We start from the raw sequence: 25,317 nt of genomic DNA on the forward strand, positions 1-25,317 counted from the left end.
GAATGGTTTTACTATAATCCAGTTTTTTCCTTAATCCTCCTCCCAAACAACAACTCCACCAGTACATTGTATAAAAAATGTACAATCATCGGCAGTAACAATCCTCCGCTGATGTACACCAGTGCATGAAAGCCCAATGCAAAGGGAATGATTTGCAGAATGGCTCTTTGCCCCTGTGTGCCATGACCAAAGGCAAATATCACCGCACTGCATCCGGCGGCTGCAATCCACAAAGGAAATGTTTCTTTGTACAGCAACTGAAACAACACACCACGGTATACATACTCTTCACAAAACGCAGCCACAACACAGGCGAGGATCCAAAGAATACGATCCCTTGCAGTATCGGGCAGCAAATGATGCAGCGTACTTTCTTCTTGCTGCTGATTGTATTTCTGTCCCAGCCATGCAATCAATAATGCAGCTATTAAAAAAACAAGCGATGCGCCGATGCTCAATAGATTGAAAGTGCTGTTGATTACAATCTTTAAATCAAGACTGCCTGCAGTGATATAGGCAAGCCCTGCAAGTACTAATTGAAGTGCCATTGATTGCAGGTAGATAGGTGTTTTGGCAAACTGCACATCTCCGGCTTCTGCCTCCAGCGCTTTGATGTTTTTATAACTCATAGCGGAGAGATAAGGAAGCGCTGCTGCAATGATGATAAAGAAAAATAAACTCATGCTTCTGTTTTAATGCCGGCCAGTTGAAGAAATGTTTGATGCAGTTGCATTACCTGCGGTACTACCGGCTCCCGGTCGTTATTGCGGATTACATAATTACAAAGACGCATTTTCAGTTCCTCGTTCACCTGGTTCTTCATCCGTCGTTTTACTTCTTCTGCACTTACACCATCACGATCCATCACCCGTTTTATACGGATAGTTTCAGGTGCCGTAACACCAATGATGTAATCAAGTCCTTCTGCCGTTCCACTCTCAAATAAAAGAGCGGCTTCTTTTATTACATAGGGAGCGGATTGCAATGCAAACCACCGGTTAGCATCAGCAATAGTAGCCGGATGCACGAGGCTGTTCAATAATTCCAATTGTTCTTTCTGCTTAAATACAATCGATGAAAGATGTTCCCTGTTCAGCTTGCCGTGGATATAAGTTTCCGGGCCAAATGCTGCAATAAGTTGCTGCTTTAATAGTTCATCTTCCTGCATTAATCGTTTAGCAGCATCATCAGCATAATAAACAGGTATGCCCAGCACTTCAAATACTTTTGCAACGGTGCTTTTACCGCTGCCAATACCTCCTGTGAGTCCTATCTTGAGCATACTTTATAAAAGCCGATAGCCGGTAGGCATTAGTTTTGAGTAAAGTACACATTACTATTGGCTACCGGCTATTAACGATGAGGCTGTTAAATTATTTCTTATCCGCAGTAGCTGCTTTATTCAGCTGTGCGGTCCAGTCCATACTAATGGAAGATTTTTCAATCTTAATATAACTGCCGGGATTAATTTCCAGCGACAAAGTATTGTCTTCATTTACTTTGTTGATAACACCATGAATGCCGGCGATGGTTACTACTTTATCACCTTTCTGCAAATTGTCAATAAAACTTTTTTGCTCTTTCGCTTTTTTAGCCTGTGGACGAATCATAAAAAACCAGAACACTACAATCATCAATCCTAAAAAGATCAATTGAAAACTTCCGCCACCGCTTTTGGGATCACCCATTAATAAAATAAAATCCATCATTGTTGTTATGTATTAATTATTGTTTGAAAAATTATTTCTTGGCTACCACTTCGCCTTCAAATTTGAGAATATGCTCCCGTTGGGCTGTGTTGCAGGTAACGGTAATATATTTATCTGCTTTACCCACACGGCCCTGGCTGTTAAACTCTGCCTGTATCACACCTTCAGCGCCGGGTTCAATGGGTGCTTCCGGTTTAGAGGGAACAGTGCATCCGCAACTGGCGCTGGCATTGGTAATAACCAATGGTTTGGTGCCTGTGTTTTTAAAATGAAAACTGATGAGCACTTTTTCACCATCCACCACTTTACCAAACTGCTGTACAGAGTCCAGCCATTGAACAGTGGTCCAGTTGCTGCTGTCAGTAACCAGTTCATTGATTTTGTTTTGCTGGGCAGCGGCGTCATTTGGCTCCTTGGGATTTTGAGGGTTGCTGTCGCAGGCACTCATCAAGGCCAGTAAACTCATGCTTAAAAATAACTGCTTCATATACATTTATTTGTCGGTGGCAAATGTACAGCCTAAGTGCGGCTCTACGGTTTTTTGAAAGAAACTTTATGAAGTTTGTTTTCTCTTACAAAATCTTTGTGAATACTGTCAAGGATACCGTTTACAAAGTGACCGCTTTGCGGTGTGCTGTATTCCTTTGCAAGGTCAATATATTCATTGATAGTTACTTTGGGCGGAATGGTTTCAAAATAAAGAAACTCACAAATGCCCATACGCATCAGGATCATATCAAGGAGGGCTGTACGCTCCGGGTCCCAGTTCTGCAGTTTGCTTTTGATGTATTCATTGCACAGTTCCTCTTTGTCAATTACAGCCAGCAACAGGTCTTTTGCATATTTCATCTTTTCACTGCTGATGAAATGCTGAAAATCGTAAGTATGAGGTTTGTTGAAGAAATTCAGCATCAGGAGGTTCATCATTTCACTGTCATCATCCCAATGCACAAAGAGTTCTTCCACATAAGCCACAAAATCTTCATTGGGCAGCATCAGGTCAGTGAAAATAAATTCCAGGATGGATTTTTCTTCCTTCTTATCCCGTAATGGTTTTTGAATATAAGCCCGGTACACTTCTGATTCCGTTAACTCAGTATAGAGTTTCCGCACCCAGTCCATATTCAGCTGGAGTTCGGGTTTTAATTCTTTAACTGCCTGCTGGTAGGAGGGAAGTTCCAGAATGCGCCAGAGCAAGTCATTGCCGGCAATCTTGGTATTTACGTTTAAATCACTTTGGGTAGGTAAATGTTTAGAAGCCTTTTGGCGGCTGTCGGTTTCGGCATAGCGTGCCACTTCGGTTAAAAAGTGCGCAAGAAATATAAATAACTGGCGGCCCTGGTCCAGGTGATTCTCAACTGAGCGCAGTGCCTGTTCACGGGTAATACTGCCATCGGCTGCCGTACAGCTGTAAAGGGTTTGCATTACTTTTACCCGTATGTTTCTTCTACTGATCATTTTCTGAAAGAACTTTTTAACAAGCCGCAAATATAAGCAAACCTTTGCCTTATCTTTACGTTCTTACAGATTCTGTATCATTTAACATTCAACACAAAGCCATGAGAAAAAAACAACTCCTTTTAATCCTTTTATCCTTTTCGTTATTGCTGGTGCAGTGCCGCTTCCAGGAAAACAAAAATCAAACAGCTTCGGAAGCGTATGAAGCGCAGGAAGGGGAAGAGGTTGAAAATGAAGATGGTATTCGTGAAGCACAGGAAATGGATTTTGAAATGACCCGTGATAACAGGCTGGGTTATGTACCGGCGAGCCGGTTAGTGGATGCTTATAACAGGATTACCCTGGAACGCAGAGCAGGCCGTTATGCCCGTACTTCTGCACTTAACTGGGTAGAGCGTGGCCCTAATACTAACACCATCGGACCCAGTAATGGAAATTTTCGTGGACCCGGCCCCGGTGTTCCTGTGGTGAGCGGACGTATGCGTGCTGTACACGTTGACCTCAATGATGCCTCCAATAAAACCGTATGGGCGGCCAGCGTAAGTGGTGGCTTGTGGAAAACCAATGACATTACTGCCAATCCGGCTAACTGGATATTGGTGAATGATTTCCTGGGCAACCTGGCTATTTCCAGCATTACTCAAAGTCCGGCTGATAAAAATATCCTGTATTTCGCCACCGGCGAACGCAATAATAATGTTGATGCTGTGAGAGGCGGCGGTGTATGGAAAAGTATTGATGGAGGTGCTACCTGGAATCTGTTAACCAATACCACAGGTTTCTGGAATGTTTCAAAAATTGTATGTGATGCGGCAGGTAATGTTTATGTGGGAACCAATGGAAATAACCAGGGGTTACAACGTTCAACAAATGGGGGTACAAGCTGGACCAACATCACCCCAACTAATCCGGGAAACAGTAATAGCATTACTGATATTAAAGTAAGCAGTACAGGTCGCCTTCATGTTACCATGAGCGGTACCAATGAAGCCGGTTCTTATTTTACAGATAATCCTTCTACCGTAACATCTGCATCATGGACTGCGCCCATTACACCCATTCCAAATCTTAATCTCAATTGTGAAATAGCGGTTGCAGGTAATGTTCTGTACGCATTACCTGAAGGAGCCAGTGCCCAAACACCGCAAATTTATAAATCTACTGACGGTGGTTTTAGCTGGTTACCAACACCAACATCACCGCCCCCAACTGTACAATTCTCGAACCACTTTATACCGGATTTGACAAGACTTGCGAATCTTATGATTGCATAAGACTTTGACAAGTCTTTTTTATTGCCTGATTTTAAGCGATTTAAAAACCATAAAATTGAGAACTATGACAATTGATAAAGGCTATACTGAATTTATACAGTCTATAAAAAGGCAAATTGTGCAGAGCCGGTATGTGGCCGCCAGGCTGGCCAACAGGGAGCAACTGATGCTGTACTTTAAAACCGGGTTGATGATTTCTGAAAAGATTAAGGCCCAGAAATGGGGTGCTAAAGTACTTGACCAGATTTCGGCAGACCTGCAAAAGGAACTGCCTGGACTAAAAGGTTTTTCGCCGGGCAATTTGAAGAAAATAAGGCTGTTCGCCGAGGCTTATGCACCTCATCTGGCAATTGGTTCGACAGCGTCGAACCAATTTGGGCAGGCTGGTGCTGAAGAACCGTTTTCAATTAGTTCGACACTGTCGAACCTAATTGAAAATAAGACATTTTATGAAGCATTTACAGGCATCAGCTTCTCCCACCATTTTACAATTATAACCAAAATAAAGGGCTGGGAATCCCGCATTTTCTACGTCCAGTCTGCGGCGGGCAATTTTTGGTCGCTGACGGTGCTGGAACACCAAATTGAGAACGACCTGTACGGCAAGGAAGGTAAACTGCCCAACAATTTTGAGGGTACTTTAGCTGAAACTTTAAAGCCTTCTGCACTTAAAGTTTTTAAAGATGAATACCTGCTGGACTTTATTGCCGGAGATGAATTGGACGATGAACGACATATTGAGCAACAGGTGGTTTTAAACATCCGGAATTTTATTCTGCAAATGGGCAAAGGCTTTTGCTTTATTGGCAACCAATACAGGCTTGAAGTAGATGGCGATGAATTTTTTATTGACCTGCTCTTTTTTAACCGGCACCTGCAATGCCTGGTGGCTTTTGAATTAAAGAAAGGAAAATTTAAACCTGCCGATGCCGGGCAGCTTAATTTTTACCTGAATGTGCTGGATGAAAAAGTAAAACTGCAGCAGGAAAACAGCAGCATTGGTATTGTGCTTTGCAAGGAGAAAAATAATACTGTGGTTGAGTTTGCCATTAAAAGTTTTGATAAGGCAATGGGTGTAGCCACTTATAAAACCTCAAAGCATACTCCTGAGAATATAAAGGACTTACTACCAAACCCGAATAGTATTGCCAATTTAATCAAATAACTCTTTATTCATCTTTGCCTGAATTAGATGCCCGTATAACTTCAGGAAGAGTAGTGGCTAATGTCCGTAAAATTAAAGGAGCGGATAGGCCAATATGGAAGTACACAATCTTATTAAGCTTTTGTGCATCATCAAAGTAAACATATCCAAGTATTACACTTAACGCAATATTGAATATTATAGCCAAATAGTACAAGATTGATTTAAAATCAGGACGTCTGTCTTTGGGGGCATTCATGCCATCAATCAAATAAAGAATTTGAACAGCGGCTCCCCCAAGTCCGGAAATAAAAACGGGTTCTGGTATAGACATAATGTTTAATCTATTCGGTTCTTAAATGTTCCTATAATCCTGTCCATTAAGGGCGCCTTATTTCTAAATAAACGCCTTGAAGTAAATAATGGCTCTCCGGCCTTTTTTCTATAAGAAGACCTTACAAATTCCCCGGAATTAGTTATTACATTGACAACAATATTAGGGTCAATTTTTGTTTGCACCGATATTTCATCAAGTGTTTTCCAGTAATCACCTTCTGCTTTGTCAAAAAAAGTTATTATCGCTTCTTTTGCCGTATTTATTTTATCAGACATAGAGCCAATATTTATAAATTTAATTTCATTAAACTATCACATATGAATATATCACTTTTTACAAGGTTGTTTTAAATTGAGCAACGGCTGTCTTTTCCCACTCGTAGAAATTCTCTGGGTCAGCCCAGAATTGTTTCCAGGAATTATTCAACAGTTCACACACTTTACCTTTTGATTCAGGTGAAATGATGTCGCAGCCAATTTGTTTTGTACCAACAAGACAAAATTCTGCCGCCAATTTAAGCAATTTATCAGGTACAGCTACAGGAAATCCAGTTGGTTTTTTATGGTCAACTATAACTTTGAATTCATCCCATTTATCCTCTATTTCTTTCTTAACATCCTTGAAACCCACCAATTCCAGACCATACAAAATTGCTTTCATTCTGGCTTCGCCTGGTGGATGCGATGATTTTTGAAATGTCGGGATTTTATAAACTTCCCATGACATTTTTGTACACATATGTATGTTTGACCAGATATATGCTGGCCCCAAAGTGTATGTAGCGAATAAATCACAGAACAGCTCAACTGACCACTTTTCAACCCATGATTCTTTCCAAACATGAATTGAATCAAATTCTGCCTGATTCGTTTTATTAAGCTCCCGCCTTTTTATTTCATCATCAAAGTACTTTCTCACTTCAACATTAAATAAACCCAGGTTATTTTGCATTGCATCCAGCTTTGGATTTTCTAAATACAAAAGCGGATGGCCTAACTCATGATAAATGTCAGGAATGTGTAACACAAATTCTGATTCCAAAAGAGGTATGCAAATAAGATTATAGTCGGGATAAATGTGATAATACTTTTGAGATAAACATGATGCTACAGGTGTCTGCAGAGGATAATTTATTTCCTGGCAAATTTGATATACAAGTTTATTTACAAACTCATCGTCAGCGGCTTTTCTGCTCATAGCGGCGATGACTACATTTTCAATATCAGACATTCGGCCAGAAAGTTGCTTGAACTTAGAAAATTTCTGCCTTATACTTTTGGGGTCATTGTAGTCATCATCATTGTACAAATAATCAAGTTCAGATATAATTTGTTCAATTTCCCTGTTTGCGATTGTTGCTAATGATGGGAAATACACTCCAAGCTCTCTTGCACCCGGTATCTTTGACATTAGGACCCGACCTTTGGCAATAGCCTCTCTGATTGCGCCGTTAATATAATTCTTCATAAGTTTAATCGCCTATTATCTTTGCCAAAACTTCACTATTCTCAACATCCAAAGCTTCTGTTATCAATTCAATTTTAGGCACAACTGTTTCTGTGTTTTTATTCTTGATATCTTCAATTAATGTACTAAAGAAAACATCAGGTCTTTTGTTAAAGTTCCGCAGTTCCCGTTCAATTATACTTGCCAGCATTTGAAACTGTGGTTCAGCATTATTTACATCAGTGAGTTTGGATACAAAATCAATGAGCTGTTCCTGCCGTGCGTCTGTAATTTCAGGGTGTATTTTGGCCTTCACAATAAAATCATTGAGTATATCCAGATACTTACTTGTAATGCGAAAAGTATTTGTATTTATACCAATATTGCTCATAGTTGTATGTTTAATGTTATGAATGAATAGTTTTAAGAACATCAAGTGCTTCCAAATCAAAATCACTACCGAGTATATTAATTCGTCTGTCAGTTATTTTAATTGTCAACGGGTATCTTGAGCAATCGTCTGGTTTTGTGTAGGCCAGGCATGACAAATAATAGATGTCTTCCAGAATGTGCTCTATATCCATGTTTCCAAAAGGAAATTTAATATATAACGGATTAGAGCTTCCATTATGTTTAAACTCCCGTCCTGTTGTACAAAGAAAAGCCTCCCGATTATTTATCTTAACCCAGGAGCCAATTTCAGGGTTTAATACATAACCGTTGTCATACTCAGTATGCAAAACATCATATTCTTTCAGCACTTCAAAAAGCCGTAATTGAAGTATTGAGTGTTTAGGTATCTCAACAATATTAACAGAAACATCATCAGGCAAAATGCCCTTTTCTTTCAACAATTGAATCGCCTTAAATATTCCATTGCGTTCAACAACAAATAATTTTCCATCACGGTGGATGACAATCTTTTTTAAAAGGTTAGTAGTATTATTTTTCTGCACAGTAATATACCTGACAAGCATTTTAATAATTTGGCTTTCCGATAAACGTTCTTTATTCTTTGATTTATCGAATTTGGTAAGTATGTTCTTAGAATACTTATCAATAAAGGTAAAACCAGCTATATGTTTTTTTACATCAATACCAATTGTTAAATCTGCGTGTAAAGGTGAATTTAAAACATAGGGCCATCTTTCATTATTCAGAAGTACTTGATTGATTGCAACACCTTTCACATAGCCATCGTATTTACCTTTTAATTCTCTTCTTATTACATAACCTTTCTGCCCATTAGTTTCGGTGTATAAAAAACATTCTTCCAAAGTATCGCTGTGCATGATACTTGCAGTAATGTTATATTCTTCAAGGCACTCCGATACTACTAATGCAGCTAAATCATCATGCTGACGTTGTTCTTTTTCTACGCCTGATGGAAGCATAATGAGTGCATACCCGCCACTATTCTTTTTAATATTCTCTTCCATCTTTTGTAAAATTTCAAACCCAATTGCCACGGCATTCCTCTTATTCCTGTTGTCATAAGTAATCACAATGGGATTCCATCCATCTTCTGTAGGATGAGTTCTATTTACCTGCGCCCTTAAGTGACCAAGAAAATGTTTCTCATTACCAAACATATTATATACGGTCTGTGGCACTAAATAATACTGTGTTTCAAATATTGCATTCGTATAAAACCCTGCATTATCATCAAATAACAATGCCTTTCGCTTTTTTCCAAGGTCTTCCAGAAATGTATGAATAGAGTTTTCTGTGTTTCGCACTGACAAAGAAACATTGTTACCAAACAGCGAGTCAGGGGCCAGAAATTTCTTCTTTTCAACACAAATTGGTTGAGTACTTACTTGCAATTTGATTTTACCATACATCAATCTCCGGAAGTAGTTATTATGAATGATGCGAATTAACCTTCTTCTTGGAAAAGGATTTATAATTGACTTATGATGCACTTTTTGCACTATAGGGTCTTCGGTATCATATACTTTATAACAGAGTGCTGCCACTGCGGCTCTCTCTTGCCCATCATTTGTTCTATATAACAACACGGCTGCATCATCCGGAAGATTGGCTACTTCAGGTGGCATAGACTGCCCAAACTTTTCCTGAATATCCTGTAGCAATGTTACCACCTTGCCATCAGCTTCCCGGGTGAACTTATAATTAGATACATTTAAGTCGCTAAATTCAACTGGCCGTATTTCATATCTGACTCCACCATATTGATACACATAATGTGATTTGCTTACCTTTTGCGATTTAAATTCATTTCTTGTTAAACGGGCATTTAGCGGATATAGCGATATGTATTTCTTCGTTATGTCCAGTTCAAAACCAAATCCGTTGCCTGGCAATTCGGTTACCCTTGAATAAAAACCAGTATAAATGCCTACAGGATTTCTTTGCTCTTTAGCAATTACATTAAAGAACCCGTCTCCGGAGCCTGGCTGCCAAAGGCCTTCATTCTTTGTAAGTTCTGATTGGCTATCAAATTGTAAGAACCTCAGAATAACTTTTTTAGTTTCTTCATCATAATTGACAAAATCCAATCTTATAGGATTGCTGCTCTTTTTAAAATATACAACATCGCCGTGTTTTACGGTGTATTCATCAGGTACTTTATTAGTAATATCATCATCTGCCCTTATAACGAGATGAGGCTTTTTATCCTTTGTAACAACAGTAACCGGATGCCTGAGTTTATAAGCCAGGCTTTTGATTATGTATTGAATATTAATATCAAAATCGTCATTGGCATCATCATCAGCCTTTGACTCTTTTAATCCAATTATTTCATACAAAAAATAATCAGCAGACAATAGATTACAATTTTCAATCTTGAAAATGTTCGTCTCGTACTGCGTACTTACTGGCTGTTTCATAACTATTTGTTTTACATATTTTCTGAAATGGACATCTTTGACAATGCTCAATGTATTCTGTGGTGGAAAAATTATCCGCACTCAATTGACTGTACTTTTTATTAGCCCCGGCTATGTGCATCCTGATTATGGCAGAAGACATATTCTCTCCGAAGGCTTCAATTTTATCATCTGTTACATCATAATCCCTTTTTATCCGGTCTTTGTGAAGCAATTGATATTCGGTCAGTTTATAATCCTGAATTTTCCATTTAGAAATATTTGCAGGAAAATCTGCATGAGGTTTTATTGTACCTACTTTATAAAGTGCCACTGCATAGGCAATTAACTGTTCATCGTATGAAGCCGTACCATAGGTATGTACTTTCCAGTCAAAAATATGCGGCGGACTATCATCGAAAAAAGCAATAAAGTCAGGAATTGCCTTTACACTAAACCGGTCAAAATTGTAAATCAATGGCCTTTGACTAATTACATATTTGGCAGTTTTCAGGTAATCAATAAAGCTTTTGTCGTCAAGAATATTTGTAAGAGCAGTAATGATATCATCTTTAGCCTGATTGATTTCCCCGTCAGAAACACCCTCTCCAAGCTCACATTCAAAAAAGGCATTAAATTCAGGGTTATTTGTTAATACAGCATCCGGCTTACGATAGTTTTTAGAAACAGCATACTCTAATTGTACATCAAACATTGCAAGTGCCTGTTCAATAAAATAATCTTTCTTTACCGGGTATTTATTATTGATTGCCAGTACCAGGTATTTGCTTAGAATATTATCTACTATTGTACCCCTCCAGGCTTGAACTGTCTGCAACTTTGAAAGAAGGGTTACTTCCCGCCGAAACAAATCATTCTTTACCCGGCTATCCGCTACAATATTCTTGTAGAACCATAACCTTTCACACTGAACAAACTGCTTATATCCTGTAACTGAAATCATTTTTTCCGATTTCTGATAAACTTTAAATAATTAAGTAATTCCAATTCTTCATCATCTGAAATATCACCAACCCTGTAGGCAATGGATGTTTTACCGGATTCACTTTTCATTTTTTCTTTACGTTCGGGAACAGGATAGCCTACTTTCTCCATAAGCAAATCATAACTTACACCATATATTTCAGAAAGTTTATGAAGCGTTAATGGGGAAGGCTGTTTTACTTTTCCTGATTCAAGCTGACTCAAATAAGCATTCGAAACATCAGCCTGTTTCTCCACTTCCCGAAGGGTCATATTTTTTGCTTCTCTCAAAGCCCTGAAGTATTCGCCATAATTTTGCATGAGTTTAAATTTATCGGTTTGCTAAGTATTGCAAGCAAATATACAGATTGTTGCTTGATATTGCGAGCAATAATTTTAGAAATTTTGTTTCCTTTCAAAATTTTTAATACAACTAATTGATATTTAATTGATTGACAGAGGCAGAACGTTATAATTTCGGAGTATCAGTTGTGCTTGAAATAAAATTTCTGACAAATTTTTCTGCGCTAATAAAATTAATTCGCTTTTGCTCAAGCAGCTTTTTTAACTCAGCAATAAGCCTGAATTGCAACTTAAAATTTATACTGCCTTTTGTTTTGGAATACTCCTGTTTTACTGTCGGCATAATCCTGTTATCAATTTCTGCCAGATAATAAGACGCCGCCGCAGTAATTCTTGATTCGAGCAGTTGATATTTATCCCCTTGTTTTAGTTTGCAGATATTGCTTACTTCGTCTGTAAATTTAAGTGAAGTAGTAATACAGTTTTTAACTCTTACAACTACTTCTGCAATTGCAGAATAGTTGTTTAGAAAATTCTCATTCTGAGAAAAAAAAGCAGATAACTCTTCCCAGCTAAAATGCCCTCTGAGTTTTCGTTCTGCAAACAATGCCTGCTCATTCAAAAGAATTTCGTTTAGTTTATCTCCGTGTAGTGAATTTGGTAAAGTACCGGCAGCAAAAGCTGAATTATTAATAATTTGAAGGTTAACCTGAGAACTTAAGGATAAACCCTGTAAAGATTTTAATCGGCTTAAAGCAACATAAGCCTGTCCCGGAACAAAAACATTTTCTAAATCCAAAACTGCATTTTCAAAAGTTAGTCCCTGGCTTTTATGAATTGTAATAGCCCAGGCTAACTTAACGGGAAACTGTTTGAATGTACCTATTACTTCAGGGCTTACAGTATTTCTTGATTCATTAAATACATATTTTATTTTTGACCAAACTTCCTTTTCAATTTGTATCAATTTACCATCATCAAGAAGGATAGATAATCTTTCAGGTTCTATAATTTTTATCAAACCTGTCTTTCCGTTATAATATTTTTTATCTTTTCCCTTGTCATTACGCAATAACATTATTCTTGCGTCAATTTTTAATGTTAAACAATTCTCAGTGGGGAAAGACACTTCATCAAAGTCGCCATCAACCTCTGCCCACAAAGAGTGCTCTTGGGTGGTAAGCGTTTTAAGCTCTTTTTCATTTATTGAATCAACTTTAGCATTGTGAGTCGTAAGGATAACAGCACTTTTATGATTTACAGCATCAGGTTTGTAATAAGTGTTGATTAACTCAACTTCTCTTTGAGAACAATTACCTGTTCGCATGAGATTCAGCAATTCAATGAAGCTATCGTCTGATTGCCGATAGACTTGCGTAAGTTCGAGAAATAGCGGTGGTGCTTTTTTTACAGATAGTGCGTTTAAGAAATTAATTCCATTGTAATAAGATTTTATCTGCATCCACTCTTCATCTGCAATGATTGGTGAAAGTTGGCATAGGTCTCCTACGAATAAAACCTGAACCCCTCCAAATGGCACATCTTCTTTTTTTCTCGTTCTCCTGAGCACATAGTCAATTGCATCTAATGTATCAGCTCTCAACATTGATACTTCGTCAATAACCAGTAGTTCAAGCTCCTTAATTAGCGCCTTTTTATTACTATCTATTGAAGCTCCTGGCTGACTTTTTCCTGGAAGAAAAGGTCCATAAGGCAAGTTAAAAAAAGAATGAATGGTAACTCCATTTGCATTGACTGCCGCAATGCCGGTAGGTGCAACAATTATACATTTCTTAGCAATGTTTTGCCAAAGTGTATTCAGAAAAGTTGTTTTGCCGGTTCCGGCCTTCCCTGTAAGAAAAACAGATTTATCTGTAGTATTAATAAATTCAGAAGCAAGTTTAAAAGTATCATTAGTTTCTATTGTATTCATTGAACAATAAGAGTTTTTGTGGGCGTTGCAGGCGATTTGCAAATTTAAACTACAATTGTTAATCCAATAAATCACATATTACATACTGTGATATCATCATGTGGTTCCAGCATTTTTTGACTACCCAGCTATTTTCTCCGCCTTCAACCTCCCCACTTCCTCCCCAATCAACCTCTTAATATCCATCTTCACCTGGTAATAATTATCCAGCACTTGCTGTTGCGTAACATTGGAGACCGCAGGAATTTCCCGGTAGTTACTTACTTCTGCATTTAGCTTATCATGGTCATTGATGATTTCGGAATGAAACATTTTGAGTTTTATTTTTTCCAACGGGTCGTCGGCAACCATGCCTACAAATTCGCCGGAAGAAAGGGCAGCGATTTTAGAGGCAGGAATGGCAGCATCCAATTGTTTGCTGTGGCTTACCGATGTATCGGTACGGTTGATGGAAACACTCTGCCTGTCCTGCATTATTTTTCCAAATCTCTCCGATAATAGTCTAGAAGTTTCACCCATCACCTGACCGCTGATGATGTTGCCGGTGATGTTTACAATTACATCTGCTTGTTCCCTACCATAATCTTTTTTGAGCTGACTAAAATCCTGCATGGCTAATGTTGTTGCAACTTTATTGCTTCTGGCAGTGGCAATCAGGCTGTCAATATTGTTGAAGTAGATAGTTGGAAATTCATCAAACACCAAACTGCATTTTTGCATACCCTTTTTGTTTACCTGCCTCACCAACCTGGAAACATACAATGATAACACGGCTCCATAAATCTGCTGCTTCTCCGGGTTGTTGCCCACACAAACAATTTTTGGATGCTTTGGGTTGTTGATGTCTAATGTAAAATCATTGCCGGATAATACCCAATACAACTGCGGCGCAGCAAGCCTTGCCATCCCAATTTTTGCTGAAGCCACCTGACCCTCCAATTGCTCCATTGCATCGTTTTGATATGCGGTAATGAAGGGATTAACCAGCACTTCAATTTCAGGCTGTGTGTTAAGCACCGGAAACAGTTCATCATATTCTGCCTGCATCAGTTCAATTACATGCGGCAGGGTGCAATATTTTCCATCATTATATTTTCGTAAAAACCAAATAACAGCCGTAACAAAATTGATGGGTGATTCCACAAAGAAATCTCCCTGCTTGTTTATCCACTCCCTGTTCAACCCTAATAGTATGGTTCTTGCACTTTCTGTTGCATCGGTGATATCATTCATGCTGTTTGGGTCAAGAGGATTGCAGCGGTGCGATACAGAAAGATTATCAAAGTTGATAACATAGAAAGATGGCTTTACAGAATAGTTGTGTTTGTTTTGTTGGAGCCAGTTGTAAACAATCCTGCTCAAATCATCGTACTTAAAATCATAAACGAACAAGGCAAAGCCCTTTTCAATATGCTGTTTAATTACATGCTGAATAACAAACCAACTCTTACCGGCGCCGGGGCTACCAATAACCAACAAGCCCCGAAAAGGATTGATGATATTTATCCAGCTTTTTCTTACCCTGCCTTTCAGATTGTAACGGGCAGGCAGGTTAATGGAAAATTCATTGGAGATAAGCCGTTCTTCCTGAGGAAATGTTTCGTTGAGTGAATTGAAAACATCGTCACCCAAATTTAGTTTGATTAACCGGCTGAGTAAATTACCGCCTGCAAGTATCAGTAAAAAGCCAATACCGGTGGCTGTGATGTAAACGAAGGCAACTGTCTGTACATCGTACTGTAGTTTAAAATAAAGCTGACTTGAAAAATAGAGCAGCAAGCCAATTAGCAAATATGCTGTGATGCTTCTCCAATTTATCTTTTCATCTTTTTTACCCTGTGCACCAAATAGTGAAATAACCAGCAGCCCCAATGCCATAAATTTTGATGTAAGCTGATTTTGAAATAGTCCTGTGTTAGAAATATTTTTCATCAACCTGTCAGTAATGGTGCTTGTAATTTCCCACTGCTCGAAAGCAACATAGCAGTAATAATAAAAATGCAGCAGCAAAATAAAAATGCTGGCAAATCTGGTCAGGTCAACAATCTTCCGCAGCCCCTGTTCATTCTCGCCTGTGTGTGACATAACATTGTTTTACATTTTACAAATTTGGTTTCTTCTTTTTCCTTTTCTTTTTAAGCAGGCTGTGGGGTGTGTTGTCGTATTGTTCCTTGGTGGATAGCAGAACATCTAACGGACTTTCAGATTTCGTAGTGAGAGATATTGTTTTATCCTGTTGTTTTTGCTGAACCATTTCTTTTTGAATGGAACCACCGGAACCGCTGCCTTTTTTCTCATCTTGTGTTAGCGATTTTTCATTGTCTGTTGCCAACCTGCTTTGTAATGCCGCAGCACTGTAACCTTTACCTAAATCACTGCCATTAAAAACAACCTTGTTCTGATTATCAACAAATGTGATACCGTACAAACTGCCTTCAGCATTTTGGCGAAGCAGGGTGTAGATGTTTTTCTGTTTCAATTGCTCCATTAATTCTTTCATTGTGGAAGGCAATTGTGAAAGGCAATCATCCAGCTTAATTTTTACAAATGGTTTAAGCGATTCCTTTGCAGTTTCATTAAGAGTAAATTTCTTTTCAAGATTACCTAATATTGGTTTGCAAGAAATAGAGCTTGCTTTGATAGGAACACCGACCTTATTTCCATTGTTATCTAAAATGCGGTAAACTAATCCACGGTTCTTGTAAATCCTTCCTTCTTCCTTACCTCTGTCTGCTAATACATTGAACTGTTTGAGTGCTGAATTAAATTCAGGTAAGGATGTAAACTTGTATTGACTGAAAACTGCACTCACTACATTGGAAATACTTCTTTTAGTTTCAACCTTTCCATAAACCGCTTTTTCTGCATCAACAGCTTTAATTCCAGGGCTTCTCGATTGCTGCTGCCTTTCTGCTTTTATCAAACTATATATTTTCTCAATTTCCTTTCTTGCTTTTTCAGATTGATTTCTGCCAATGTTGTGGGTGTTAATCCTGCTGCCATCAGCTTTGATGGTGGTACTTACAATATGAATGTGCGGATGCCCGGCATCTTCATGTCTGTAAACCAGGTATGGTTGGTTGCCAAATCCAATCTTTTCCATGTAGTCAGATGCAATCTGCAGCAACTTATTTTCTGCCAACTTTTCTGACGGGTCAAAATTGAGAGATACATGCAGCGTTTTTGTAGTAGCTCTTTCATTCAAACTGTTTAGTCTTTCAAAGCCAGCCAGCTTTTGATAAAAATTCATCTCTTTTGATTCTTTCAAATAATTTGCAGCATGAAGGCAAAGAGCATTTCCCTTCTGCACTTTCTTTTCGTTGTAGTTGAGTGCAGCTTCAATACTTTTCGGTATCGTTATTTTTGTAACCATTGCTCATAGAGTTGATTCATCCGTAATTTTATTTCTTCCACTTTGCTGATTAATACTTTCTGCAATCCATCATACTGCTGCACCCAAACCCTGAACTCGGGTATCTTATCAAGTATATGAAGTTTGTGTACTGCCTGGTTAAAATTATTGCCGATGGCATTGAGTTCTTTTTTCAGGTTCAGCATGTCCAGCAAAAAATCATCTGCACTTTCGTTTCTGTACTTTACAGTAACAGGTTTTTGCAACGCTACTTTTCGCAGGTAAGCACTTGTATCTTTTTCAGTGGTTTTTTTCTGGAATTTTTCAAGCTGGTTGAACTCTGTTTCATTCATCCTCACCACTACCATTTTCTTTCTCACTTCACTTTCTAACTTCTTCATGGTTTTAAGTTTTCTGTTTCAATATCCCGAAACGACTTCGGAGTGAAGGGCAAGATGACCCAAACGTATAACGTTTGTACATCTTGCCATGTGCAAGACCGGGCACATTATGCCCTTGTAAAGTTTATCGTTTGAGAATATTCTAAGACCTTGCAAAATCATAGAAAAATAAGTGTAAAATCTGTACCAGTATTGCTGTTTGCATGGCTAATATTTAGTCAGGCAAAAGCATCAACGACTGCTAACTATCAGTATTTAAAATCTAATTTTTGGGATGAGCAGTATTGCTTTTCAGAATTTCGAGTAATTCATTGAGTTTATCATCAATTATCAGAATTTCTTTTGTTGCATATTCTTTGCGTTTTGCATCAAAATCCCAGTTGTATTCCAGCAATTCTTTTAGTGAATTATAATAGTGTAAATACATATCAAATGCATCCATATCGTATTCCGGGTAATTGAAATCCGCAATCAGGTGACCAGCCGCATCATAATGAAGAAATTGACTCAAACTTCTCTGCTGGTCCTGTAAAGAATATCTTCCAAACAACACATCATGCAACAAGCCTTTTTGATGAAGCCCTGCACCTCCCGAAAGCATACCTGTAATTAATTCAATTTTAAAAGCAGGATTGTGTAAAACAACCTTTGAAGATGTATTTTCTTTTGAATAGATAATTTCAATTTCAGTATTGGGCGGCAGATGGATTTGATGTGGCAAAAGCTCTTTCAGGATTTGTTTAAAATCCCAGGATAACTGATGAATAAATGACTGCCCCACAACAGTTATTTCATTTATATAGATTGGCGTTGCTAACACAGGTACATCTGTAATCATTTTACCAGATGAAAGGCGGTCAAAGCCTTTATTAATTCCTATGTACCAGGAGTCTTTAAAGTATCCATTCAGCGACTTCAGTATCATGTATGGGAGCAGCCCATTTATGAATGCAGTAAAATGGTTTGAATCCTTTAAAATCATTTCAGCATCACCGGCATTTAACAGGGTTCTGAAATAGGTTAGCTCATAGTTTCCCCAGGGTGTAATGCCTCCAATCATATCAAGCTGTTTACTCAACTCAAAACCTATTCTAAAGTCATAAGTGTAATTAGGCTCTCCTGTATTTTGAAAAAGCCATTGTAACTGGCCATCTGTTACTAATCGTTTTCCATGACTGGTCCGAATGTAGTAAATACGATTGCTTATTTCATGGTTACTTCTTTTTTCTATATAAGCATGAGGAATACTTTTCCGTTTAGGTACATAAATAATAAGAAACTTCGCTTCCGTTTCCTCAATGTATTCAGTGGTTATTTCAATAACGGGACTGATATTATCGAAGCAAATGCTATGTATTTTTCCTTTTAATTCATCCACATCAATATCCTTGTCAAACTCAAAATGCCCGTCATCACTTACTCCAAAAATCAGCTTGCCACCATTTCGGTTAGCAAATGCAACAATTTCACAGGCAATATCCTTTCGGTTCTTGTCATTCAATTGAGTGATTTTATCAAAAGATTTTAATTCAATGTCAGTTCGTTCTCTTTCCTCTGATTGCACTAACTGCTTTAATCTCTCTATGGTTATTTTCATGTGTAAATTTTACTTTAAACTTTGATAAATTTAAGCTGTAAGCTGCAAATATGAAAGAAGCTTTATAGTAGCCCCTCATTAGCAAAGCTATAATACCCTTCGCTGGTGATAATGATGTGGTCTATCACCCGAATATCATGGTAAGAAGCAGCGACTTTTATTTTTTGAGTCATTTCTTCATCAGCCCGGCTTGGTTTTAAATTTCCTGACGGATGATTGTGTGAAAGTATGATTGATACAGCCAAAGATTTAATAGCAGCAGCCAGTATCAGTCTTGGGTCAGCTACAGTACCCGTTAAACCACCTGAAGATGCTTCATAAACACCAATCACTTTGTTGCCTCTGTTTAATAACATCACTTTAAATTCTTCCTGCATTTCGATAGTGTTTTCATTCCATAATTCTTTCAGCAATTGATAGCAATCTTTAACGCTGTTAATCTTTGGTCTTTCAGAAGCTTTTACTTTTGTTTTGTAAACCAATTCTACTTCTGCTACTCTTGTCCATTCCGGAAAATTCATTGCTAACTGTTCCATAACTTTTCATTTTAATGATTTAAAAATTAATTATGGAACCTCATCCGTCTTTTGACGACCAAGGCAATGAAGCAACGGAATAAATAGTATCTCAAAAAGTGTGGGAACAGTTTTCTTTATGCCGGAATTTCGTTGCCGCCCCGGAGACAAAAGGCGAACTTTGTGGGAGAATTAATGAAGGAAAAAAATCTCGAAAAAGATTGCAGCCACAATAAAGACAGTAATGAAATCTCAATAAGTATTTCTGCAGATTATAAGCTGGTCAGGAAATTTCTTTTGTTCTTATTTTATTGAAGGTTTTACATTGTAAAACACTTTTGTATTTCCTGTTGCTGTATGTTGCTTATGTTTATTTGTTATCCAATTCCATATTTTCAACGAACCATCCGTTTTGCATCTCATCCGGTAACGAATTATAAAAGCAGATGTCAGCGTCAGCATACCAATGAAAATGATTGAAGCATTAATGCTTATTAAGTCTGCTATTATTCCTGTAAGTATTGCACCAATAGCATAACCTAAATCTCTCCACAAACGAAAGATGCCGATACTTTTTGCCCTGTCTTGCGGATTTGTATTTTCTGCAACTGTGGCAAGGAATGTTGGATATACCATTGCTGTACCCCATCCTAAAATGGAAGAGAGAACAATAAAATGTAACATAGTATTGGCCCAAACCAAAACAATCAAAGCAATGGCCTGTAAAAACATTCCTATGTAGAGCATATCTTTTTTACAAAACTTATCAGCCATTCTCCCGGTAAACAATTGACCGATGCCCCAAACGGCGGGATATATTGCTGTAACAATTCCGATTTCACGAATAGTAAAACCTTTAGTTGCAAGCAGGATTGGGAAAATTCCCCAGGCCATTCCATCATTCAGGTTATTGATTAAACCTGCCTGTGTTACTGAACCTAAGTTTTTGTCTTTCCATGTTGTATCCCAAAATATATTCTTTAGTCTCGGAACGGTATTGCTGATTGTTTCTTTTGCTACATGATGCTTAGTATCTTTTATAAAAAAGATACTTCCAGCTAATCCCAAAAAAACCAATCCAATTCCCAAATAAAAAGGATACGGTCTTATGCCGTATTCACTGGCAATCCAGCCGGTCAAAAAAGCAACAATAGCGACAGCAATATATCCTGCAAATTCATTTAAACCCATAGCAAAGCCTCTTTGCTTTTCACCAACAAGGTCAATTTTCATCACTACAGTACTTGACCAGGTTAAACCCTGGTTGATTCCTAAAAGTACATTGGCAGCAATTATCCAGTTCCAGTTGGGTGCAAACATCAGCATGAATGGAATAGGAATACCAACTATCCAACCTGCAATTAATAATTTTTTTCTTCCGAATTTGTTTGCTAAAGCACCCGTATAGTAATTGGTGATGGCTTTTACAATACCAAATACAATGATGAAGGAAAGAATCGCTGTTTTCGCTGCAATGGCAAATTCCTTTTCGGCAATTTGTGGCAGAATACTTCGTTCTAAACCAACCATACCACCTACAAAAGCATTTATGATGACAAGTAATGTAAACTGCTTCCAGTTTTCTTTTAACCCTAATTGTATTTTCATTTTTTCTGTTAAGAGATTGAACATCTGTTTGCACCAGCTTCTAAATCAATTGGGTTTATATCACTGAAATCACCTTCAATATTCTTTTCAACAATAGACAAATAATTAGCTGGTGTTGGTGGAATACGTTGCAGAATAGTATTAATAAAATCTTCCTCTTTCAATTGAAGCATTTCCACAGTTTTTTTAATGTTACCTATTGTTGCTTGAATGGGTATGTTATCAAAATCTACCGGCTGACTTGTGTGAGCTGGCAATACAATGATATTTTCATCTAATGCCAGCAGTTTTTTCAACGATTGATAAAGCATTTTTGATTTTTGTATTGCTTCATCATTGTTTGCTTTCAAATCCGGTCTGCCAACTCCGTTTATAAAAAGTGTATCGCCTGTCAGTAATACTTTATCATCAATCAGGAAGCTGATGCTTTCTATTGTATGGCCGGGTGTTTGTATGGCTTTGATTGAGATATTGCCAATTTGAAAAATAGCGGCATCTGTAATTGGCTCAGAAGTAAAACTCACTTTATTTGGTATTGGAAGAAAAAGCGGGGCATTGTTTTTAGCTGCTAATTGTTTTGACCTTGAAAGATGGTCTGCATGAATATGAGTTTCTGACACAAATTTTAATACTGCCTTCTCTGCCAGTAAATATTTTTCATAAGCTTCCGAAACTATTGAAGCATCTATTACCGCTGCTTCATTTTGGGAAATTATCAGGTAAGACAAACAACCCTTACCAGTTCTTCTGAATTGTATTACTTTAAAATTACCAAAGGTCATAGCGGCAGTGTTCCATGCAAGGCTCCAACCTTTCATGCCTGCTTCTAATGAAAATACATTGTAGCCCTGGTCTTGAAGTATTTTAGCAGCAACTAAACTCATTCTGCCGCCTGCACAAAATGTAACCACCGGAACGGCTTTGTCAAGATGCAATCCATTAAATGCTTCGGTATCATTTTTCTTCAGCTTATCATAAGCATTAAAATGTATGCTGCCGGGTATATACCATTCCATTCGTTCTGCTAATGGCCGTATATCGAGAATAGAAACCGGCTGGCCTGTCTCTAACCAGTTACAGAGAGTTTTTGTATCAATTGTTTTTGCTTCTGCCATTTGTGATTTTTATTGCACAAAGGTGAAAGCAATAAATGGCTATTCTTTTAACATAAGATAAATAATCAGCGATGCCCCCGGATGCGGCTGAGGCTTACTTGTGTGATTCCTAAATAAGAGGCAACATACTTTAGCGGAACTTTCATTACTACGTTAGGGGCTTCATTTAATAAGGCATTGTATCTTTCTTCGGCTGAGTGAAACTGCATACCTTCAATACGGTTTACAGTTTCTACATAAGCGGCTTCAAATATCTTCCGAAACAGCCTTTCAATCTCGGGAAAAGTATCATAAAGTTTGAATAGCTGATTGGCATTGATAGCCACTACGTCTGCATCTTCTAATATCTGAATGGCTTTGCGACTTGGTTTGCCTGTAAACAGGCTTTCTACTCTTGCAATAATGTTATTTTCAAATGAGAAACTCTCTGTTATGTCTATGCCATCTTTATAATAATAAATTCTTGCTACTCCTTTATTGATGAAATAAATTGTTTTGCAGGTATGGCCAATGGGTTGCAGGTCTTTATTTTTTTTAATGGTTACAATATTGCTTATTTCTGTAATAGCATTTTCCGCTTCTTTTGAAAGGGGATTGAATTTTTTGAAGTATTTAAAAAGTTTTTGCATAAACTATTAAGCCCTGTAAATATACTTTAGTATTATTCAACAAAAAACCTAAGCTGCCCCGCCATTTTATAAACTCTTTCACAATGTTGCGGGGCAGCTTTTTTATAAGTTTAAGGGGCATTGCAAAATGCCCCTTAATAATCGTCAATAATAAATACCCATGCTGGCCTGGAATAGTGCCAAACAAATGTTTTGCGCTTGCCTTCTCCATCAGCAACAAGAAGAACCTAATTGTTTTGGCGGACATTTTATAGTTCCGTAGCTGCAATAAACACAACAGTCACCTTGTTTAGGCTTTAGTCTTGTCTTGCAGTTTTCACATTCGTAAAAAAATTGGCAAGCATCAGTAGGCATTGTTTCTTCTTTTTTGTGACCGCAGACAGGGCAAGTGATTACCGATTGAAGTATTAATGTGATGTTCATTATTATTTGCTAATGATGGTTGAAGAAGTTACTTTATAGCCGATAATTTTTATAATATTTGCAATACTGTCAACAGATGTTTTACTATTATCAAATCTTACGATTGCAGTAGTATTTTTGTAAGAAGTAGTAGTCTTAATTACTCCGTTTACGTTTGAAAGTTCCCTATTGATATGGGCTGTACAGCCTTCACAAGTCATTCCGCTTATGTTGAGTTGAACTGTTGCAATGTTAGATTTGTCAACTATGATAACCTTTGGTTCTTGTGTTTTAGGATAAAATATTTTTGCGTAATAAGGAAACGCAATTAAAAGTCCGGCCACAATAGTAATAATGGTTAAGAATAATTTGGATTGCCAAAATGATTTTTTATTGTCTGCTTTGCAATCGCAGTCAACCTGCTTTTGTGGTTTTAACTTTTGATACCATGCAAAAGTAAAAATTGCAATTGTTAAGCCAATCAGGTATGGTCGGTACGGCTCAATCCCCGAAAAAGATGAAGCAAGTCCGCTTGCTCCACCGAGAAAAGCTAAAACAGGAGTGATGCAACAAAGAGAGGCTGCAACAGCGGCAATAATTCCAGCAACCCAGCTTTTAGTATTTTTTGTTGTCATTGTCATACTATTTGTGCCGCTACGTCTTGTTGATTGATAATTTTAAAAAACGGTACTAATATTTTTAGATGTTCGCTGCGAAGCGAATAGAAAATGGTTTGCCCGTCTTTTCTGGCTTTAATAATATTGCCATCTTTGAGTTTTCGTAAATGTTGAGACACGGCAGGAATACTCATTCCCAAAATATCACTAAGGTCGCAGGGACAGAGTTCCTTTTCTTCTTTAAGCAGAAAAAGAATTTTCAGCCGCACATCGTTACCTGCCAATGAAAGAATTTGTCCTAACTGCATAAACGATTTGGAGTTTGCCTTTAATTTTTCACGGCAACTTTTTATTTGCTCCATGTCTGCCTGTAACCTGATGCAAGTGTCACTCATTGTCCAAAGTTTTGTCGTGTCAAAGATAGGAAAAGCTTACTTATTTAAGCAAATACTTAAATACAATTGGAATCAGATAATAGTAATCTTCTGCCTGAATAGCTAACGAGCCACACCCTAAAGTGTGGCTCGTTTCCGGGCTTTAAAAGAGGGGCAAACTTTAATAGTTTGCCCCTTGCGACTTAGTTATAGCTCCCTGCATTTTCACCCTTGACAAAACTCTCACAAAGCTGAAAGGCTTTTTGTGTTCTTAGTTGCGCCGTACCGCCGTATAACAAAGATTTCATTTTGGCTTCATCATCTTTGTAATTTCGCACATTCTGAAAATATCCGGTAATGGCGTTGTATGTACCAAACACCGTCCCCTTTGTGGTTTCATATTGTTGCGATGGACTGCTCATGTTGTACTCGTAAACATCATCACACATATTTTTGAAGCAGGTGCTTAATTCATCCAGTTCACCCTTCTCAATGTTCTGCAATACTTCTTTGTTGGGAACCATTGCAAGCTGTATCAGTTTCTGCACTTCTTTATCTGTAATGCGAACCTTTGCCCATTGGTTAAAAATTCCTTCTAACTGTACAGATAGCTGGTTGGATATTCCCATTACTTTGTGTGCTTCTTCCAGCCGTTCTTTCGCATTGGCAGTGTGACGAATTTTAATAAAATTACTACAGTTTCTTAAAGCGGCATTAAGGGTATTGTTACAAACAATACGAATAGGAGTAAAAGCCGCCATAATGCTGCCAAACCCATCATGCGAAGTAGTAAGGAACAAATACTTTTCAATCATATCATCATTGCCCACTTTGATATAACCGGGAAGTTTGGCTGTTATAAAAATCTTTTCGCCTTTTCCCAATGCTCCGGCGGTTTCATACTGTATGCCATCACCATCTACAATAGCATCAAAGAAACTGAAAGCATCGGCATTTTGTACCACTTCATAATCCTTTCCTAAACGGTCGCCTAATATGGCGTTGGTATCAGGGCGGTATGTATAAAATGAACTTGTAGAAATAACCTCATTGCCATTATCCAGTCTATGAAGGTTTGGTCTTTTGCAAACTTCAAAATCAAGTCCTGCAAATTGCAATGCTTCCTTACTGTTGGGATAGTCTTCCACAATTTGCCCTAAACCATGCCATGCTTTTTCTTTTACTGAAAAGAAACTGTGTTTACCTGTTTGCTCATTAAAATTAATATTGTGTGCCATAGTTGTAAATTTTGATTGTTTAAAAAAATGAAAGCATCCCGCCATGT

General features: G+C 37.8%; 27 protein-coding genes. 2 read left to right on the plus strand and 25 right to left on the minus strand.

The genetic code is table 11. The features are described from left to right. Positions 1 to 11 precede the first annotated feature (11 nt). From PDL71_RS06945 to nusB, 5 genes are all read right to left on the minus strand, one after another. Entirely contained in the window at positions 12 to 683 is a 672-nt protein-coding gene (locus PDL71_RS06945) for a CPBP family intramembrane glutamic endopeptidase (protein WP_407527234.1), read from the minus strand. Further along, positions 680 to 1,282, minus strand: a complete 603-nt coding sequence (gene coaE, locus PDL71_RS06950; protein WP_407527236.1) for a dephospho-CoA kinase — start codon at positions 1,280 to 1,282, stop codon at positions 680 to 682. Before coaE ends, PDL71_RS06945 begins: the two co-directional genes overlap by 4 nt. Before the next feature lie 91 nt (positions 1,283 to 1,373). Next, positions 1,374 to 1,709 carry a preprotein translocase subunit YajC gene (gene yajC, locus PDL71_RS06955; RefSeq protein WP_407527239.1) on the minus strand — a complete coding sequence of 112 codons (336 nt, stop codon included), beginning with the start codon at positions 1,707 to 1,709 and terminating at the stop codon, positions 1,374 to 1,376. Between the two features lie 31 nt (positions 1,710 to 1,740). Further along, complete coding sequence (locus PDL71_RS06960) at positions 1,741 to 2,196, minus strand: DUF1573 domain-containing protein (protein WP_407527242.1); 456 nt, start codon at positions 2,194 to 2,196, stop codon at positions 1,741 to 1,743. Positions 2,197 to 2,240: 44 nt separating this feature from the next. Further along, positions 2,241 to 3,134: a transcription antitermination factor NusB gene (nusB, locus tag PDL71_RS06965; RefSeq protein ID WP_407527245.1), complete on the minus strand. Its 894-nt coding sequence runs from the start codon at positions 3,132 to 3,134 to the stop codon at positions 2,241 to 2,243. A gap of 134 nt (positions 3,135 to 3,268) precedes the next feature. Between nusB and PDL71_RS06970 the strand changes: the two genes are divergently transcribed. Next, positions 3,269 to 4,441, plus strand: coding sequence for a WD40/YVTN/BNR-like repeat-containing protein (locus tag PDL71_RS06970; protein WP_407527247.1), 1,173 nt, complete (start codon positions 3,269 to 3,271; stop codon positions 4,439 to 4,441). Between the two features lie 64 nt (positions 4,442 to 4,505). After that, entirely contained in the window at positions 4,506 to 5,606 is a 1,101-nt protein-coding gene (locus PDL71_RS06975) for a YhcG family protein (protein ID WP_407527250.1), read from the plus strand. A gap of 4 nt (positions 5,607 to 5,610) precedes the next feature. Here the strand turns inward: PDL71_RS06975 and PDL71_RS06980 are convergent, their stop codons facing one another. The 20 genes from PDL71_RS06980 to PDL71_RS07075 form a co-directional block, all read right to left on the minus strand. Then, positions 5,611 to 5,919 (minus strand): hypothetical protein, encoded by a 309-nt coding sequence (locus tag PDL71_RS06980; RefSeq protein ID WP_407527253.1) that lies wholly within the window; start codon positions 5,917 to 5,919, stop codon positions 5,611 to 5,613. A 5-nt stretch (positions 5,920 to 5,924) separates the two neighbouring features. Then, positions 5,925 to 6,197, minus strand: a complete 273-nt coding sequence (locus PDL71_RS06985) for a hypothetical protein (protein WP_407527255.1) — start codon at positions 6,195 to 6,197, stop codon at positions 5,925 to 5,927. A gap of 58 nt (positions 6,198 to 6,255) precedes the next feature. After that, a complete protein-coding gene (locus tag PDL71_RS06990; RefSeq protein WP_407527258.1) occupies positions 6,256 to 7,389 on the minus strand; it encodes a hypothetical protein in 1,134 nt (377 codons plus the stop codon). A 4-nt stretch (positions 7,390 to 7,393) separates the two neighbouring features. Then, positions 7,394 to 7,759 (minus strand): hypothetical protein, encoded by a 366-nt coding sequence (locus PDL71_RS06995; RefSeq protein ID WP_407527261.1) that lies wholly within the window; start codon positions 7,757 to 7,759, stop codon positions 7,394 to 7,396. A gap of 16 nt (positions 7,760 to 7,775) precedes the next feature. Continuing rightward, on the minus strand, positions 7,776 to 10,223 hold the full coding sequence (locus PDL71_RS07000; RefSeq protein WP_407527264.1) for a hypothetical protein: 2,448 nt from the start codon (positions 10,221 to 10,223) through the stop codon (positions 7,776 to 7,778). Next, positions 10,174 to 11,166, minus strand: coding sequence for a PD-(D/E)XK nuclease family protein (locus PDL71_RS07005; RefSeq protein WP_407527267.1), 993 nt, complete (start codon positions 11,164 to 11,166; stop codon positions 10,174 to 10,176). Before PDL71_RS07005 ends, PDL71_RS07000 begins: the two co-directional genes overlap by 50 nt. Then, positions 11,163 to 11,507: a helix-turn-helix domain-containing protein gene (locus PDL71_RS07010; protein ID WP_407527269.1), complete on the minus strand. Its 345-nt coding sequence runs from the start codon at positions 11,505 to 11,507 to the stop codon at positions 11,163 to 11,165. The genes PDL71_RS07005 and PDL71_RS07010 overlap by 4 nt, the downstream gene beginning before the upstream one ends. Before the next feature lie 148 nt (positions 11,508 to 11,655). Next, a complete protein-coding gene (locus PDL71_RS07015) occupies positions 11,656 to 13,422 on the minus strand; it encodes an ATP-dependent RecD-like DNA helicase (RefSeq protein ID WP_407527272.1) in 1,767 nt (588 codons plus the stop codon). A 120-nt stretch (positions 13,423 to 13,542) separates the two neighbouring features. Beyond that, entirely contained in the window at positions 13,543 to 15,507 is a 1,965-nt protein-coding gene (gene mobC / locus PDL71_RS07020) for a conjugal transfer protein MobC (RefSeq protein WP_407527275.1), read from the minus strand. Positions 15,508 to 15,523: 16 nt separating this feature from the next. After that, positions 15,524 to 16,795: a relaxase/mobilization nuclease domain-containing protein gene (locus tag PDL71_RS07025; protein ID WP_407527278.1), complete on the minus strand. Its 1,272-nt coding sequence runs from the start codon at positions 16,793 to 16,795 to the stop codon at positions 15,524 to 15,526. After that, the gene (locus PDL71_RS07030) at positions 16,780 to 17,175 is read right to left on the minus strand and encodes a plasmid mobilization protein (protein WP_407527281.1); all 396 of its coding nucleotides are present in this window, start codon (positions 17,173 to 17,175) and stop codon (positions 16,780 to 16,782) included. Before PDL71_RS07030 ends, PDL71_RS07025 begins: the two co-directional genes overlap by 16 nt. A 262-nt stretch (positions 17,176 to 17,437) precedes the next feature. Next, positions 17,438 to 18,772 (minus strand): helix-turn-helix domain-containing protein, encoded by a 1,335-nt coding sequence (locus PDL71_RS07035; protein WP_407527284.1) that lies wholly within the window; start codon positions 18,770 to 18,772, stop codon positions 17,438 to 17,440. Between the two features lie 62 nt (positions 18,773 to 18,834). Continuing rightward, positions 18,835 to 19,308, minus strand: coding sequence for a RadC family protein (locus PDL71_RS07040; protein WP_407527287.1), 474 nt, complete (start codon positions 19,306 to 19,308; stop codon positions 18,835 to 18,837). Between the two features lie 282 nt (positions 19,309 to 19,590). Then, on the minus strand, positions 19,591 to 20,895 hold the full coding sequence (locus tag PDL71_RS07045; protein ID WP_407527290.1) for an MFS transporter: 1,305 nt from the start codon (positions 20,893 to 20,895) through the stop codon (positions 19,591 to 19,593). Between the two features lie 8 nt (positions 20,896 to 20,903). Further along, positions 20,904 to 22,010, minus strand: coding sequence for a rhodanese-like domain-containing protein (locus PDL71_RS07050; protein WP_407527293.1), 1,107 nt, complete (start codon positions 22,008 to 22,010; stop codon positions 20,904 to 20,906). 65 nt (positions 22,011 to 22,075) lie between these two features. Beyond that, a complete protein-coding gene (locus tag PDL71_RS07055; RefSeq protein WP_407527295.1) occupies positions 22,076 to 22,639 on the minus strand; it encodes a Crp/Fnr family transcriptional regulator in 564 nt (187 codons plus the stop codon). A gap of 210 nt (positions 22,640 to 22,849) precedes the next feature. After that, on the minus strand, positions 22,850 to 23,062 hold the full coding sequence (locus PDL71_RS07060) for a GDCCVxC domain-containing (seleno)protein (RefSeq protein ID WP_407527298.1): 213 nt from the start codon (positions 23,060 to 23,062) through the stop codon (positions 22,850 to 22,852). 2 nt (positions 23,063 to 23,064) lie between these two features. Then, a complete protein-coding gene (merTP, locus tag PDL71_RS07065; protein WP_407527301.1) occupies positions 23,065 to 23,676 on the minus strand; it encodes a mercuric transport protein MerTP in 612 nt (203 codons plus the stop codon). A 2-nt stretch (positions 23,677 to 23,678) separates the two neighbouring features. After that, the gene (locus PDL71_RS07070; protein ID WP_407527303.1) at positions 23,679 to 24,053 is read right to left on the minus strand and encodes an ArsR/SmtB family transcription factor; all 375 of its coding nucleotides are present in this window, start codon (positions 24,051 to 24,053) and stop codon (positions 23,679 to 23,681) included. A 182-nt stretch (positions 24,054 to 24,235) separates the two neighbouring features. Beyond that, on the minus strand, positions 24,236 to 25,270 hold the full coding sequence (locus PDL71_RS07075) for a DUF932 domain-containing protein (protein WP_407527306.1): 1,035 nt from the start codon (positions 25,268 to 25,270) through the stop codon (positions 24,236 to 24,238). Positions 25,271 to 25,317 lie beyond the last annotated feature (47 nt).

The organism is Lacibacter sp. MH-610, from assembly GCF_045780045.1.
Classification (GTDB): domain Bacteria; phylum Bacteroidota; class Bacteroidia; order Chitinophagales; family Chitinophagaceae; genus Lacibacter.